Origin of the sequence: Streptomyces sp. NPDC006610 (assembly GCF_040611575.1) — a bacterium.
In the GTDB taxonomy this organism is placed as follows: Bacteria; Actinomycetota; Actinomycetes; order Streptomycetales; family Streptomycetaceae; genus Streptomyces.
The window spans coordinates 63521-79152 of record NZ_JBEXOP010000003.1 but is presented as its reverse complement, the minus strand read 5'-3'; the positions used below and the strand labels follow the sequence as shown (position 1 = coordinate 79152).

Genomic DNA, 15632 nt, shown 5'->3' with positions numbered 1-15632 from the left:
CAGTGCACCGGCGCCGCCCCGGCCGTAACCCCCGGGGCGGAGCCTCACGCGTCGGCGTACTTGCTGTCCGCCGCCGGGTCCAGCGCCAGCCGGTAACCGCGCTTGACGACCGTCTGGATCAGCTTCGGCGCGCCCAGCGCCGTACGCAGCCGGGCCATGGCCGTCTCGACGGCGTGCTCGTCCTTGCCCGCGCCCGGCAGCGCACGCAGCAGGTCGGACCGGGAGACCACCCAGCCGGGCCGCCGGGACAACGCCCGCAACAGCGACATCCCGGCCGGCGGCACGGGCTTGAGCTCCCCGTCCACCAGCACCGCGTGCCCGCGGATCTCCACCTGGTGCCCGGCGATCGGCAACGCCCTGGCCCGCGCGGGCAGTTCCTGGCAGAGCAGCTGGACGAGGGGACCGAGCCGGAAGCGTTCCGGCTGCACGGTGTCGATGCCGCGCGCCTGCAGCGGCAGCGCGGTCACCGGGCCGACGCAGACCGGCAGCACGTCGTGGCTGAAGGCGGCGAGCACCTCCGGCAGCAGCCCGCGCTCGTCCGCCCGGGACAGCAGGGACACGGCCGCGGGGGCGCTGGTGAAGGTGACGGCGTCCACCCCGCGCGAGACGGCGGCGTCGAGCAGCCGGTCCACGGGCGAGAGGTCCTCCGGCGGCATCCACCGGTAGACCGGCACGCCGATGACCTCGGCCCCGGCCTCCCGCAGCGATTCCACGAACCCGGGCAGCGGCTCGCCGTGCAGCTGCACCGCGATACGGCGCCCGTCGACGCCCTCTTCGAGCAGCCGGTCGAGCAGCTCCGCCATGGACTCCGACGACGGCGACCAGTGCTCGGTCAGCCCCGCCGCCCGCACCGCGCCCTTGACCTTGGGCCCGCGCGCGAGCAGCTCGACCTCGCGCAGCCGGTCGACGAGGGCCGTGCCGAGCCCCCACCCCTCGGCGGCCTCGATCCAGCCCCGGAAGCCGATGGCGGTGGTGGCCACCACGACGTCCGGCGCCTGGTCGATGAGCCCTTTGGTGGCGTCGAGCAGCTCGCTGTCGTCGGAGAGCTGCACGATCCGCAGGGCGGGCGCGTGCAGTACGGCGGCGCCGCGTCGCCGGAGCAGGGCCCCGAGTTCGTCGGCCCGGCGCGCGGCGGTGACGCCCACGGTGAATCCGGCGAGCGGCCCGTGCTCGTCCGCCCGGCCGCCCTCTGCCTCCGCCCGCTCGGCCCGCTCCGGTCGGTCCGCTCGCTCCGGTCGATCCGGTCGCTCGTGCGCCGGCTGGTCCGGGGGCGACTGGGTCGCCCCCGTGCGCTGCTGCTGTTCGTCGTACATAACTAACTCTCGTCCCGCACTCGAGTCGGTGTCAGTGCACCTGCATGCCGACCGAGCCTGTCAACGGCTCGTGACAGGCTCGGTTCCGCTTCATGTCGCCGGTGTTACGTCACACCTCGGCGTAGCTGAGCTGCGACTTCTCCTCATCGGTGATCTTCGCGGCCCCGGGGCGGCCCATCGGGCGGCGAAGGTATACGGCCCAGGTGACCGCGAAGCACACGCCGTAGAAGGCGAGGAAGGCGACGAAGGCGCCGGTGCCGGAGCCCACGCTGAGGAAGGACTGGCGGAACGCGAGGTTGATCCCGAGCCCGCCGACCGCGCCGACCGCGCCGATGAGTCCCATCGACGCGCCGGACAGCCGCCGCCCGTACGCCGCCGCGGCCTCGCCGGTCAGCCCCATGGCGATCGCCTTGTTCTGGAAGATCCCGGGGATCATCTTGAACGTCGACCCGTTGCCGAGGCCGCTGAGCACGAACAGCGCGATGAAGGCGACCGTGAACAGCGGGAGCGACTCCTGCATCGAGGCGACGATCACGACGGTGGTGGCGGCGGCCATGGCCACGTAGTTCCCCAGCGTGATCTTCGCGCCGCCGTACTTGTCGGCGAGCGCACCGCCGAGCGGACGGATGAGCGAGCCGAGCAGCGGGCCGATGAAGGTGACGTAGGCGGCCTGGAGCGGCGTGCGGCCGAACTGCGTCTGGAGCACCAGGCCGAAGGCGAAGCTGTAGCCGATGAACGAGCCGAACGTCCCGATGTAGAGGAAGGCCATGATCCAGGTGTGGCGGTCCCGGACGGCCTCCTTGGCGGCGCCGGTGTCGTTCTTCACGGACGCGATGTTGTCCATGTAGAGGGCGGCGAGGACGGCGGCGACGAAGATGAAGGGGATGTAGATCCCGAGCAGCAGCCGCGGCCCGCCGCCGGCCCCGATGACCGCCAGCCCGATCAGCTGCACGACCGGCACGCCGATGTTCCCGCCGCCGGCGTTCAGACCGAGGGCCCACCCCTTCTTACGGAGCGGGAAGAAGGCGTTGATGTTGGTCATGGAGGAGGCGAAGTTGCCGCCGCCGATGCCGGCGAGCATCGCGCAGATCAGGAAGGTCGAGAACGACGTCCCCGGCTCCATCACCGAGAAGGCCGCGATCGACGGGATGAGGAGGAGGGACGCGGAGACGATCGTCCAGTTCCGGCCGCCGAAGATCGCCACGGCGAAGGTGTAGGGGATGCGGACGACGGCGCCGACCAGGGTCGCCATCGACACGATGGTGAACTTGTCGGCGGGGCTGAGGCCGTACTCCGGCCCCATGAACAGCACCATCACGGACCACAGCGTCCAGATGGAGAACCCGATGTGCTCCGACAGAACGGAGAAGTACAGGTTCCGCTTGGCGATTCTCTCGCCCTTCTCCCGCCAGAAGGTCTCGTCCTCGGGATCCCATTCCTGGATCCATCGGCCGCCCCTGCTCGGGGTTGCGGGGGCTGTACTGCGGGCTGTCATGACGCCTCCACGGTGCTCCGGGCTACGTACGGCTCGTACGGGGTGACTGTCTGATCCCGAAGGTAGGCAGGGCGCGTTTCCTGCCTGTGGCTCTGGGTGACCGGAAAGGAACTTTGGTCTCACCGTTTGGGGGTGGGGGGTGAGAGGTCCGGGGCAGAGAGCTTCGGGGGGCAGGGTTGTGGGGGGCCCAGGTAGGGGGTGGTGTGGGGGTGTGGGTGGTGGGGTCGGTACTGGTGGAACCGGCGGGACGGGACGGGGGCGGGAGCGGGTACGGGTCCGGGGACACCCCGCCTTGTGACGCAGGCCATGGTCCTGGCGACCTCGACGGAACCGCCCGTCGCCGTCTTCCGTAACACGGCCCGCACGTGCTTCTCGTCGTTCATGCCGCTCACGCCGCTCCCCCGTAGCTTGCGTCACGTCACCGTCTGCAATGGAAAAGTTTGACACAGCAACGACCGCTCGGGGGAGCGTCGACTTACGGCCACGCGCGCGCCGGCCGCCCCACCTCGAACCACAGCAGCTTCCCGGCGCGCTGCCCGGGCAGCCCGGCACCTCCGCCGGGCCAGGCGCCCCAGGAGTCGGCACACTCCCGCACGAGCCGCAGCCCGCCCACCGCAGGCGTCGGCAGGCGCGGAGGCCGGACGGTCGCTCTCGGACTCGACCTGCGATCGGTGGCCTTGGTGATCCACATCCCCGCACTTCTGGGCCATGCAGCCACCGGCAGAAGTCCACCTACAGCGGCGACGGCATCAACTGCGTCGACACAGCCAGGACCGGGACCGTCGTACGCATCCTCGACTCGAAGAACCCCGACGCTGGGCACTCGGCCGTCGCGCCCTCCGCCTGGGGCCCATTCCTCACCTACGCAGCCGGCGCCGCGTCCCGGAACAGGCCCCGCACCTGAACCTCAATCAACGGTTGATCGCCTGGATCTCCTGCACGACCACGTCCTGCTCCGCGCCGAACTCCCCGTTCGGAAGGTCCCGGGGATCGTTGACACCGGTACCGGTCCAGGAGATCTCCCAGGTCACGGTGGCCCGGAGCGGATAGGAACCGTCACCGGAGGAACGCAGGTACCGCACTCCACAGGGCGGCGTGCGATCCGCCTTGCCCCGGGCGTACGGCTCCCCGATACGACCGTTCCTGATCTCGCACACCCCGGACGCCGGGTAGGTCTCGGCGTCGCCGGTGCCGGGCTCGATCTTGAGGGCGACGGGCTCGGCGGTGGTGGTGGCCTGGATGCCGAGCACCGGGACGGAGGCGGTGACGGAGACGGGCTTGAACTCGGCGCCGTCGAGCCAGGCCCAGGTGGGCAGGTTGACCTTGGTGGCGCCTTCGGGGGCCAGGGTCACTTCGGTACTGGGGACGCGGATCTCGGCGTACGCGAGCTGGGCGAGGATCTCGGGGGTGATGGCGTTCTCGATCTCGGGAGGCGGGGCTTCACCCGTGTCCACCCAGAAGATGTCCTCGTCGCAACTGTCCCAACCGGGCGGGAAGGATTCGTTGACGTACGAGTCCCAGAAGTAGCCCTCGCCGGTCTTGTCCTTGTTGAAGTCCTTGTACGGCTCCCCGTCCACATAACGCGCCCGCTGCGTCGCCTCCCACTCGGCGCCGGTGGACTCGGCCGCCCAGATCGGCTTCAGCGTGGCTTCGAGCTGCGCGGGGGTGTACTTGGGCGCGTACCAGCAGGCGGGAGGGGTCCACGCGGAAGCGGCGGTGACGGGTCCGACGGAGGCGCCGCTGCCGTTCTTGGAACGGTCGAAGACGACGCCGCCGGCGGTGGCGGAGATCGTGTCACCGTCCTGTCCACCGCCCACCTGACTCTCAGAGCCTGTGCCTGATCCCCCGGGCACGATGTCGGCGCGCGCCGTCCCGGCTGAGGCCACCAAGGAGAGGATGGCTGCAAGGGCGCACAGCAGCGTCCTGCTCATGGCTGGCACCGTTCGGCGCCCCTCGTAGAAATGATCTGCGATGTCTGCCACACACCGTCCGGGTTCTTGTCCAACCTGGTGTTGTACTGGACGTAACTGTTCTTGGTGACCGGCGTCTTGGCGATTTTTCCGGTCTTCTTGTCCTTGCTGAAGCCCTTGCTCTCGTCGGCGCAGAACGTGAGGGTCGCTGACGTGTCGTTCTTCAACGTCACCTTGCGGTCGTAGTAACGGACCTCGCCTGTGATCGTCGCGCCGGCCTTCTCGAACGCGTTGACCCAGGAGACAGCAGCTTCCAGCGCCTTGCCCGTGTTGTAGAACCCGAGCGCCTCGCCCTTGGGGTCTGTTCCGGTAATCGCTGCGTCTACCGCCCGCATGCGCTCCGCATTATCCGCAAGAACGGCGTCCTGAACCGGGTCTCCCGTTTCCGCGTCCTCAAAGATCAGCTCGAGATCGGACGGGAGCTCGATCTTCGGACGGCCGTCAGTGGCAGAGGGTGACGTAGTCGGCGACGAAGTAGCCTGGGCGCTCGTCTCCGCGCCCGCGATCTTGTCGTTCGCCTTCGTGTCGCTGTCGTCACCGCCGCACGCTGTCAGAAGCAGGGCGGCCACCCCTGCTGCGGCTGTTGTGGTGAGTAGGCGAGGGCGGCGGGTCACAAGGGGCTCCTGGGCACACTGTCGGTTCTGGGAACAGCGCTACCGTAGCCGGGGTGGCAAGCGGCACACCAGATTGAATTGCCGTTCGCGACAGCGACGTTGACCACTCCGTTCCCGCTCCTCGTTCGTGAACTCCCGGCCAGCCCTCGTTTCGTGCGCACAGCCCGTTCGTCGGCGTCGGCGAGGACGGCGCGACCCTCCTCGGTCAGGGGGATCTCGAGGACGTTGCGGTGCCACTCGCGCGGGGTACGTTCGATGGGTGAGCGGTCCTGAAGGTCGGAACACTTCGAGACTGGGACGGAGCGACCTGCTGCCCGCTTCAGCACAGGTCTTCAGCCTTCAGTGGATCCTCGAAGCTGACTGTTTCCGCGATCAGGCGGCGGATCGCGCGGTACTCCTCGCGCCGGGCGACTGCTGTCGTGCTCAAGGTGAGGACGGCCAGGCGCTTGCAGTCCGGGTGCGGGAGGTGGGCGTGGAGCTGGAGCAGCGGTTCACGCGGAAGGCCTGAGCCGGGTCGCGGCGTTCGCAACGTCTCGCTGAAGGTGGCCGGGCCACAGGGAAGTTCCAGGTACTGGGTGTGCGCGTGTCCCTGCGCTCCGGTCACCGCACGGGCGGCCGTGACCCCGCGCGGGGCGACTGCCGTGTCACGCCAGGAGATCGTGAAGAAGGAGAGCAACGGCTGACGTCTGCCGCTCTCGCCCGCCGCCGCGTCGACATCGTCTCGGTGCAGGCCTACGGAGACGTGCACGGTGCCCACTTCACGCAAGGCGCCCAGTATCTGCTGGCCTGCCGCGAACCGTGCGATGAACTGTTGCCGAGCCAGGTCATCGGGTGCGGCTTCCAGGAACGGTGCCGCGGCGACTCGTAACTGCTCAGCGCCGTCCGAATCGGGGGCAGGAAGCAGTGCGGAGAGTGGCAGGGGGGTGAAGCCGGCGGGTTCGGCGAACCAGAGTTCGGCTTCCGGGTCGTGGACGGAGTTGTCGATGACGAAGGCCGGGGTGGTGGGCATGGGCTCCCCGCTCGGGGTGGCGTAGGGCATCAGCGAGGGCTGGGACTGGGCTCGACGAAGCGGGCTCCGGCGCGGCGGGCGCGTTCCAGGTCGGCGAACGTGGCGTTTTCCCAGTGCCTACGAGCGGCGGCTGGGGCACAGGCCGAGGGCTGGTAGAGGAAGTGCAGTCGCCTGGGTGAGTCCCCGTTCTTGGACGGCACGGCGACGACACCGAGAAAGCGGGGGTCGCCCGCGAACCACAGGGTGTCCAGTTGTGCCTTCAGCTCCGGTTTCGTGCGCGGCCCGCCGATGCGCTTCAGCCACCAGAGGGAGCGGTAGTGCTTGACGAAGACGAGCGGGATTCCCTTCTCACCATTCCCCTCCGGATACGGAAACTCGATCCACATGCCGTCGGCCTCCGCACCCGGATGCTGGTCGAGGCTTCGCGGGGCGCCATGAAGAACCCGCCAGGGATAGAACTGGAGCACTTGGAGTACATTCAACGACGCCGGGAAATAGCGCAACTGAATGACCACGCGATAGAAGGAGTAAACAATCAAGGGAGCGAAGAGTACAGAAAACCCCGGCGAGAGGTACCCAAGTAGCACATAAAACAACCCCAGGAGCATGGCCAACCAACCAATAAGTCCGATGAGGTTCAGGGCCATCTGTCCGACCCATGCCCAGCGAGTGGGCGGGTGATCCCAGGCGGTCGCATGTTCACTGGGGTTCAATGACTTGCCTTTCCCGTAGCGGTGTTCATCGCACGTACTGAATAAGGCTCCACAGGCTTCCACTGTCGATGGCGAGGCGCGCGCCATCAATTCCCGCAACGGTGCCGTCCTTGTACTTGTTTTCATCGGCATCCGCCAGCTTATTGACGATTCCGAAACCAGCAGTGGCAACACCGACGGAAGCCGACGCGGTCGATACAGTCTGCGCAGCTGCCTGCGGATTACTCAGCCCGCGTACCGAGCGCATAACGATCGTGTTTTCCAACCCCGCGATGGCCTTGGCCTCATCCATGGTCGCACTTCCATAAAGGGAAACCTTTTGCCCCAAAGTCGGCGCAGGACCGCTCCTGGAAACAGCCTGGATACCTGTCGCCGCCCCCTTGGAAACTGCTCCGACACCAGGGAGGGTACCTACTAGGTCAGCCCCCACAGATACCGCGTTGCTCCAGAAATCGGCGTCAAATTCACCCTTCATGATTCCATCTTTCAACGATTCCCACGTCTCGGCGTCACTCAGGCGCAACGTCAAAGCCGTAAAGCTCAACGCCGACGCCGTCAGCATCAGCGCCGCCACCATCGCGATCCCCAACGGCCCCGCGAAGATGATCGCCACCAATCCGATCACACCCGCCACGAAACTCAGAATGTCCGGAAGGTTCTCCCCCAGCCAGTCCAGCGCCTCGTCGAACCACCCCGGCTCCTGTGGCGCCAGTTTCTCCGTCGCGTCGCGGATCTTGGCCGCGCGGTGCTTGGCCTTGCTCTCATGCTCCTCCGCGAGCCGCCGTGCCCTCGTCCGGATCCTCTCCAGCTCCGCCTCGGCCTCTTCCACGGCCGCGTTCGCGCGGTCCAGGGCCTTCCGCGCGGTGTCGCGATCGTCGCCCTTCTTGTCCAGGTCCGGGTCGGCGCCGGCCTTGGCCGCTCTGCCCTTCGCGCTGTCCACGACGTCCTGCGCGTCCTTCGCCGACCGCTCCAATTGCCGCGCCCGTCCCTGGAAGTCGTCCAGCTCGCCCTCCCAGCGGCCGAGTTGCTTGGCGGCCTTGCGGAGGGACTGTGCCGCGTTCTTCAGGTTCGACGGCAGCGGGCCGTCCTCCAGTTGCTCCCGGAAGGCGACCGCCGCGTCGCCCTTCCAGTAGCTGCCGTCGAGAAGCCTGGTCACCAGGTCATGGGTGTCCTGGAGGACCTCCGCGCAGCCGCTCAGCTTCTTGCGCAGCGCGCGCACGGTCTCCGTGCTGCCCGGCACCGGGTTGAAACCCAGGTGCGGGTAATCGGGATTGTTCATCTTCGGGTAGGACTTGAGACCCTGCGGCAGCGGGCCGTCCCGATACGCCGGCGAATCCGGACGCGGCAGCGGCTCGTCACCCGGCGAGAGGCTCACCTGCCGCCCCCGCCTTTGCCGGACTTGGCCTCCCGCAACGCCCGTTCCAGCGCCAGGTCGACTTCACGGTAGCTGTCCCGGCTCTTGCCGATGATCTCCGCCAAGTCCTCCGTCTGCTTGCCGATCTCCTCCGAGCCGTACTTCCAGTCCTCTTGGAAGTCCTCGCACGCGCCGTCGAGGTCGTCCGTACCCAGCCCGGTCACCGTCGCGTCGGACAGCGCCTTGCGGACGCCCTTCAGCGACCTGCTCGACTGGTTGAGCATCTTCATGAAACGCCCGAGTTCGTCGCCGTCGACCGCCAGCCGATCCGCCATCGTGCCCCACCCCGTCCCGTCGGTCCCGAAGGGTCAAGGACGTTAGCGAGATGCTCGCCCCGCTGACCAGCAGATCCGCAAGGAAAAGACGGGTGTGTGGCCGGAATGGGATCCCTCGTCAGCGGTTGACGGGGGGAAACTGTGGCCCGCCCACTTCCTCATCGCAGCAAACCGGCCAACCTCGTCAATTTCTCCACCGTCAACATCTGAGGGCGCCGGAAACCTTCCGGGTGACGGGATGTCGGGATGACGCGATGTCGGGATGTCGGGATGTCGGGAATCATTTGTCTACGCGACTGCCGTCATGAGGGTGCGGCGGCCGTAGGACGACGCCGGGCTCGCGAGAGGGGTGAAACCAGGTCGGCGACCACCGTGGCGCCCCGCTCGCACGTCGGCGCCCACCCCGGCCAGAGCAGGGCAGGCGCCGACCGCGTGGTCCGATCCCCGGATCAGGTCCGGTACGCGTAGTACGCCGCCGTCGGGTACGACGCGATGATGCTCGACACCGACCTGCTGTACGTGTTCGTGGAGTGGTACGTCAGGTACGGGACGCCCCGGCTGCGGGACGTGACGATCATCGTGTGGTCCTTCGAGCCGTTCTTGTCGAAGTCGATCTGGAGCACGTCGCCGACGTCCATCTGGTAGACGTTGGCGAGGCTCGTCGTGCGCTTGGAGTTCTGGGCGAACCAGGACCACTCGTTGACGCCGACGAAGGAGTGCGACTGGATGTCGGCGTTGCCGAACCACCGGGTGTAGTCGTAGACGTAGCCGGGGACGTGCTTCCAGCCGCCCGCCTTGAGGGCCTGGCTGACGAAGTTGGTGCAGTCGCCGCCGGCGCCCTGGCCGTTGAAGTTCGGGTAGGCCGGGTTGTAGTTGGACCAGTACTGCTTGGCGTACGCGGCCATCGCCTTGTAGTCCAGGCCGCTGGCGGTGAAGTTCTTCGGGTTCGCCGGGCCGGGGTACGTGGTCGACGCCTTGGGCGCGGCCGGCATCGTGGTGCCGGACCGCGTGGTCCTGGAGCCGGTGGCGGGCGGGGCCGTGGTCTGGTTGACGGCGAGCTGGTCCTCGTCGGACTGGCGGATTCCGGTGAGCTGCCAGTTTCCGTGCCGGTCCGCCGTGAACGTCAGTTCGTGGTGGGCCTGGAACCCCGTGGTGTTCGGCTCGCCGCCGCGCACCTTGGCGTAGGTGAGCGTCGTCGTCTCGGTGACCGCGACCTTGGCCTTGCGGCCCTTGACGTTCGTCGCGTTCAGCGTGACGGTCGTGCTGCCCTTGCTGTACTCCTCGCCCAGCTGGGCGAGTCGGTCCCGGCGCCGGTCGAGCGCCGTGAGGGCGGCGTCCTCCTTGCGGGCGGTGCCGGACGACAGCCGGACGTCTCCCGAGAAGTCGTCGGTCAGCGGCTTCCCCGGCTCGCTCCGGCCGCCCTCGACCAGTGCCTCGGTACGGTCGGTGAAGACGGCGTCCGCCAGTCGCTGGAAGGTCGCCCTGGTCCTGGCGTCCACCGTGGGATCGTCGGTGATCGCGGCGCCCGCGTTCCAGTTGGGCAGCAGCGCCGCTCCGGCGACGACGGAAGCGGCTGCCGCCCCGAATACGGTGGCCCGGCGCCGCGTGCGGCTTATCTTTCGTGACTTCACTGATGTTTCCCCTCTTGCCCCGGCGGGGGGATGTGCCGGGGAGCGGCATCTTTGCACGCGGTGTGCGGCTCTTGTGAAGAGGGGTGCGTCAGTTGGACAAACGGCCCGGGAACGTCACTGCACGACCGTGGACCAGTCCGGGGACTGCGCCGGGTCGAGGGTGCGCAGCCGGTTCAGCGTCTCCGGCTTCTGTACGTCCATCCAGTCCGCCAGCTCCTTGAAGGACACGCACTTGACGTCCTTCTTGGTGCACACGTTCTCGATCATCCGCTCCACGGCCCGCATGTAGATGCCGCCGTTCCAGGTCTCGAAGTGGTTGCCGATGAACAGCGGGGCCCGGCTGCCGTAATAAACGCGGTTGAAGCCGTTCATGTAGGTGGCGAGGGTCTCTTGCTCCCACTGCGGGTACATCGCCGGGTCGCCCTCCGTCTCGCCGTCGGACTGGTTGTAGAGGAAGTTGAAGTCCATGGACAGGCCCTGGTACTTGCCGCCCTCGTACGGGAGCATCTGCAGCGGGAAGTCCCAGATGCCGTCCTTCTTGACCGGCCAGATCTGGAAGTCGCCCGCGGAGCTGGCGTCGTAGCGGTAGCCGTAGTCCTTGCTGGCCTTCATCAGGTTCGCCTGGCCCTCCAGGCAGGGGGCGCGTCCGCCGACGACCTCCCTGTCGACGTCGAAGGGCAGCGGGGGCAGGTCGGTGTAACCGGTGTTGGTCTTCCAGTTCTTGACGAAGGAGTTGAACTGGTCGATCTCGCTCTTCCACTCCGCGACACTCCAGTCGCCGCCGCCCTTCTCGCCGCAGAAGTGGCCGTTGAAGTGGGTGCCGATCTCGTTCCCCTCCTTCCAGGCCCGGCCGAGCTGCTCCAGCGTGGTGCGGATGTGCTCGTCGGTGGGGTAGCTGATCGCCGCGGCGCCCCGGTCGTGCTGGGGCGGGTCGTAGAGCGCCTTCTTGCTCTCGGGGAGGAGGTAGATCCCGGTGAGGAAGAACGTCATGTGGGCGTCGTGCTGCTTGGCCACGTCCAGGAAGTGCGAGAACAGGCCGTCGTCGCCCTGGAGCGCGCCGTCCCAGGAGAAGACGACGAACTGGGGCGGCTTCTGGCCCGGCTTGAGCGGCACCGGCTTCAGGCGGCCCTTCTGCGGGCCGGTGTACGAGGTGGAGCCGTCCCCGATGACCTTGGTCCTGCCGTCCCACTCCGGCTCCTCGTCGCCGGCGGGCCCCGCCGTCTTCCGCTGGTCCCCCGAGGACGCGGTCGGCGCGGTGTTGCCGGTGCCGCCCAGCATCAGGTAGCCGGCCGTGAGCGACGCCGCGGCGAGCAGCGCCGCCGAGGCCAGGAAGCCCGGGCGCAGGGCTGCGGTGCGGCGCGGTGCCCGGGCTTTGCGGCGGCGCCCCGACGGTGACTTCATCTGCGGCTCATTCTCCAAGGACGGTGGGACTGCGGGGGCCCTGCCGGGGTCAGCCGGCGAGGCCCAGGGCGCCGGACCAGATGCCGTACGGGACGCTGTCGTCGGCGGTGCCGGCGATGCCCTTGAGCGGCAGTGGTTCGAGGCTCTTGGCGAGGTCGATGCGGTAGACGACGACCGCCGTGGAGACGGACTCGTGGGTGCCGACGTACCAGGCGGCGGTGTCCTTCTCCGTCGTCCCGGCCTTCCCGGCCACCTTCTCGGACAGGGGCGCGGCGTCGGGATGGGCGGTGCGGAAGGACTCCGTGAGCGCGGAGGTGACCTCCTCGGCCACGTCCGCACCGACCGCCCGGCGCGACTGGGGCGCGTCCAGGGGGAGCTTGGTGCCGTTGTGGGTGATGCGGAGCACCGAGTACGGCTCGGTGTGCCGGCCCTCGGCGGCGAACGTCGCGTAGCCGCTCGCCATGCGGATGGCGCTGGGGGTGGAGCTTCCCATGGAGAGGGCGGGGACGCGGGCGCCGATGCTGGACGGCAGCAGTCCCGCGGCCACGGCGGTGGAGCGCACCTTGTCCAGGCCGGTGTCCATGCCGAGCTGCATGAACGGGGTGTTGACCGACAGCGCCATCGCCCGGTGCAGGGAGATCTGCCCGTAGGAGCGGTCGCCGTCGTTGCTGGCGGCGACCTTGCGGCCGCTGCGGTCCCAGTACGGGCCCTCCGGGGTGGTCACCGGGACGTCGTCGTCGCCGTTGTAGAGGGACTCGCCGGTGACCGGCGTCGTCGCCCCGTCGCGGGCGGTGCGCACGCCGTGCTCCAGGCCGGCCGCGTAGACGAACGGCGTGAAGGCGGTGCCGGCCGGGACGGTGGTGGCGTTGGACTCGTTGAAGCCCTGTTTGCGGTAGTCGGGACCGCCGTAGACGGCGAGGATCCGGCCGTCGGCGGCCACCGAGGCCGCCCCGTAGTGGGCGGTCTTCGCGGTCTTCGGGTCGTCCTCCAGCGCCTTCTTGCGGGCGTCGGTGACGACGTCGGTGAGGCGGCGTTCGCGGTCCTTCTCGAAGGTCGTGTAGATCTGGTAGCCGCCGAGGTCGAACTGCTTGTCGGAGATCTTCGCGGCCTTCTTTGCGTACTGGGAGGCGAGTTCGACCAGGTAGTCGCTCTGCTCGCCGGTGGAGTACAGCGGGTTGTTCTTCAGCGGCTCGGGGAACTTCTTGTAGCCGGCCCGCTCCTCGGGCGACAGCCTGCCGATCGCCACCATCCGGTCGAGGGTCCAGGACCAGCGCTCGACGGCCCGGTCGCGGTTGGTCTGGCTCAGGGTCGGGTCGTAGAGGCCGGCGCCCTTGAGGAGAGCGGCGAGGAAGGCGGCCTCGCTGGCGTTCAGCTCGCCGACGTCCTTGCCGTAGTAGGCCTGGGCGGCGCGCTGGATGCCGTAGGTGCCGCGGCCGAACCAGCTGGTGTTGAGGTAGGCCTCGAGGATCTCGTCCTTGCTCATCCGGTTGTCGAGCTTGAGGGCCATCATCGCTTCGGTGAACTTGCGGCGGACGGTCTGGTCCTGGTTCAGGTAGACGTTCTTCACGTACTGCTGGGTGATGGTCGAGCCGCCCTGGGTGTCGCCCTGGCCGAAGGTGCGCAGGACGGCGCGGCTGATGCCCTTCACGGAGATGCCCGGGTCGCTGTAGAAGCTCGCGTTCTCGGCGGCGAGGACCGCCCAGCGGACGTCCTCGGGGATGTCCTCCAGCGGCATCTCCTGGCGCTGCACCCAGCCGGTGCGGGCCATGGGCGTACCGTCCGCCCAGAAGTACACGTTGTCCTGCTGGGTGGCGTACGAGTTGAGGTTGTCCGGGATGTCGGTGGCCGCGTAGGCGACGACGAGGAAGCAGCCGCTGAGGCCGATGCCGGCGAAGGCGCCGCCGATCCACTGCCGCCAGGAGGGGAGCCAGCGGCGCCAGCCGGTGCGCCCGGGGCGGGGGTACTCCGGCTTCATCCGGCGGGCGTACGGCGCGGCGCGCGCGGCCAGCGTGGCGAGGACGCCCAGCACGACCGCGAGGCGGGGGTCGGCGGCGAGGCGGGCGCGCAGGGAGGGGCGGGGGGCCTTGCGGGAGGGGCGGGAGGCGTCGGCGTTTTCGCTGTTGCTTTTGTTACGGGCGCCGCGGGCACGGCGGGAGGCGCGGGTTTCCGGGCGGGGGGCGAGGGAGATCGTTTCGCCGCCGGGTATTCGGTCCGCAGCGTTCACCTCGGACGCCGCGTATATCCCGGAGATCCCGGATGTCTCGGACTTCTCCGGAGTTCCGAAGGCGTCAAGGATCCCGGCCGTGTCGGTCGCGCGGGACCTCTCGTTCTCCGTGGCGGCCGTGCGCTGGATGGGCACGCGCAGCTGCACGGTCTCTTCCGGTCGGTACGGCTTGATCGCCTTGGCCGTTTCGGCCGGCTCCATCGGCTCGATCACTTCGATCGGTTCGACCGGCTGCGTCGGCCTGTTCGGCTGGATCGGACCGAGCGCCTTCAACTGCATGGTCCGGTCGGACTCCGACTCAGGCTTCGGCTCCCAGGGCTCTTCCTCCCCTCGCCCCTTCGGCGTCACCATGTCCCCCCTCGCATTCGGCACCAGTCGCGCAAGTCAGACGCCCGAGAGACCGACTTGGTTGCGGTGGACGCGGCTGTAGACCGACTGCCGACCCCACAGTTCAACGCGTCTGCAAAATACCAGCAGCCTGCACAATACCTCCACACAACAAATTCGTACATAATAGGGCACAGTTGGTGATGAACAACACCCGTCACCGGTCGGTCGTTCGAGCCGTCGAACCTGCGGTAACCGCCGGGTTTCCGTCCGCCTCCGGGGTCCAGCTCCCGGCGGGCACCCGCAGCCAGCCCCGCTCCGCCGCCACCTCGGCCGCGGCCCGCCGCAGCGCGTCCAGCGCCGGGTGGGCCAGACCCCGGCGCCACACCAGCGACACGGGGGACAGCGGAACCGGGTCCACCAGCGGCCGCCGTACGGTCGCCGGCATGGGCGGGAAATCCACCACCGCCAGCACCGGGTGCCCGGTCTTGGCCATGATCCGCTGGAACTCCTCGGTCCCGACGGCCAGCGGGAAGGGGGCCGCGATCGAGACGCCCCGGCCGTCGAAGAGGCGGTGCGCGAGGTCGGTCCACTCGGGGGTGCGCGGGTTCCCGGCGCCCGCGTAGACGGTCTCTCCGGCGAGCGCGGCGAGCGGCACGGCCTCCAGGGACGCCAGCGGGTGGTCCTCGGGCAGCACGATCGCCATCGGTTCGAAGCGTACGGGTTGGTGTTCGAGCTGCGCGCGCAGCGTGGGGGCCAGGCCCGCGTACCGGCCGAACGACGCGTCCAGGCGCCCGGCGAGCAGTTCCCCGGCCGCGCCGGTCAGGCCGCTCTCGTAGCGGGCCATCAACTCGTGGTCGGGGGCGATGTCGCGAGCGCGCTCCAGGACGCGGCGCGGGGTGCCGAGGCCCGGGGAGTTGAGGTCGACCAGCAGCGGGCGGGCCTGCCCGAAGGCGGCGAGCAGGTCGTCGTGGGCCGCGAGGACCCGGCGGGCGTACGGCAGCAGGCGCTCGGCGTCCGGGGTGGGGGTCACCTGCCGGGTCGTGCGGACGAACAGCTCCGTGCCCAGCTCCCGCTCCAGCCGCCGCACGTCCCGGCTGAGCGCCTGCTGGGCGACGTAGAGCCGGGCGGCGGCCCGCGTGAAGTGCAGTTCCTCGGCGACGGCGACGAAGGCGCGCAGGAGGCGGGGGTCCATGAGGGCGGGCACCCGGTGAATTTACAACAGGAGCGCGTGAGTGGGGCCGGG

The 15632-nt window shown here is 68.9% G+C and carries 13 protein-coding genes; 1 reads left to right on the top strand and 12 read right to left on the bottom strand.

Annotated features, from left to right (window positions below; translation table 11 throughout):
• Positions 1–44 precede the first annotated feature (44 nt).
• Together ABZY13_RS03495 and ABZY13_RS03490 are read right to left on the bottom strand one after the other, a co-directional pair.
• A complete protein-coding gene (locus tag ABZY13_RS03495; protein ID WP_356627195.1) occupies positions 45–1313 on the bottom strand; it encodes a uroporphyrinogen-III synthase in 1269 nt (422 codons plus the stop codon).
• Positions 1314–1422: 109 nt separating this feature from the next.
• Positions 1423–2808 carry a nitrate/nitrite transporter gene (locus ABZY13_RS03490; protein WP_356627194.1) on the bottom strand — a complete coding sequence of 462 codons (1386 nt, stop codon included), beginning with the start codon at positions 2806–2808 and terminating at the stop codon, positions 1423–1425.
• A gap of 430 nt (positions 2809–3238) precedes the next feature.
• On the opposite strand from ABZY13_RS03490, the gene ABZY13_RS03485 reads away from it, so the two are divergent.
• Positions 3239–3712, top strand: coding sequence for a DUF397 domain-containing protein (locus tag ABZY13_RS03485; RefSeq protein ID WP_356627193.1), 474 nt, complete (start codon positions 3239–3241; stop codon positions 3710–3712).
• Between the two features lie 7 nt (positions 3713–3719).
• Here the strand turns inward: ABZY13_RS03485 and ABZY13_RS03480 are convergent, their stop codons facing one another.
• The 10 genes from ABZY13_RS03480 to ABZY13_RS03435 form a co-directional block, all read right to left on the bottom strand.
• On the bottom strand, positions 3720–4748 hold the full coding sequence (locus tag ABZY13_RS03480) for a hypothetical protein (RefSeq protein WP_356627192.1): 1029 nt from the start codon (positions 4746–4748) through the stop codon (positions 3720–3722).
• Positions 4736–5392 carry a hypothetical protein gene (locus ABZY13_RS03475; RefSeq protein WP_356627191.1) on the bottom strand — a complete coding sequence of 219 codons (657 nt, stop codon included), beginning with the start codon at positions 5390–5392 and terminating at the stop codon, positions 4736–4738. Before ABZY13_RS03475 ends, ABZY13_RS03480 begins: the two co-directional genes overlap by 13 nt.
• Before the next feature lie 319 nt (positions 5393–5711).
• Positions 5712–6401: a hypothetical protein gene (locus tag ABZY13_RS03470; protein ID WP_356627190.1), complete on the bottom strand. Its 690-nt coding sequence runs from the start codon at positions 6399–6401 to the stop codon at positions 5712–5714.
• A gap of 29 nt (positions 6402–6430) precedes the next feature.
• A complete protein-coding gene (locus ABZY13_RS03465; protein ID WP_356627189.1) occupies positions 6431–7048 on the bottom strand; it encodes a hypothetical protein in 618 nt (205 codons plus the stop codon).
• A 91-nt stretch (positions 7049–7139) separates the two neighbouring features.
• Complete coding sequence (locus tag ABZY13_RS03460; protein WP_356627188.1) at positions 7140–8489, bottom strand: hypothetical protein; 1350 nt, start codon at positions 8487–8489, stop codon at positions 7140–7142.
• Positions 8486–8803 (bottom strand): hypothetical protein, encoded by a 318-nt coding sequence (locus ABZY13_RS03455; protein WP_356627187.1) that lies wholly within the window; start codon positions 8801–8803, stop codon positions 8486–8488. Before ABZY13_RS03455 ends, ABZY13_RS03460 begins: the two co-directional genes overlap by 4 nt.
• Positions 8804–9252: 449 nt before the next feature.
• The gene (locus tag ABZY13_RS03450) at positions 9253–10434 is read right to left on the bottom strand and encodes an amidase domain-containing protein (protein WP_356627186.1); all 1182 of its coding nucleotides are present in this window, start codon (positions 10432–10434) and stop codon (positions 9253–9255) included.
• Between the two features lie 114 nt (positions 10435–10548).
• Entirely contained in the window at positions 10549–11835 is a 1287-nt protein-coding gene (locus tag ABZY13_RS03445; protein ID WP_356627185.1) for a hypothetical protein, read from the bottom strand.
• A 49-nt stretch (positions 11836–11884) separates the two neighbouring features.
• Positions 11885–14338, bottom strand: a complete 2454-nt coding sequence (locus ABZY13_RS03440) for a transglycosylase domain-containing protein (protein WP_356627184.1) — start codon at positions 14336–14338, stop codon at positions 11885–11887.
• A 265-nt stretch (positions 14339–14603) separates the two neighbouring features.
• Entirely contained in the window at positions 14604–15581 is a 978-nt protein-coding gene (locus tag ABZY13_RS03435; protein WP_356627360.1) for a LysR family transcriptional regulator, read from the bottom strand.
• Positions 15582–15632 lie beyond the last annotated feature (51 nt).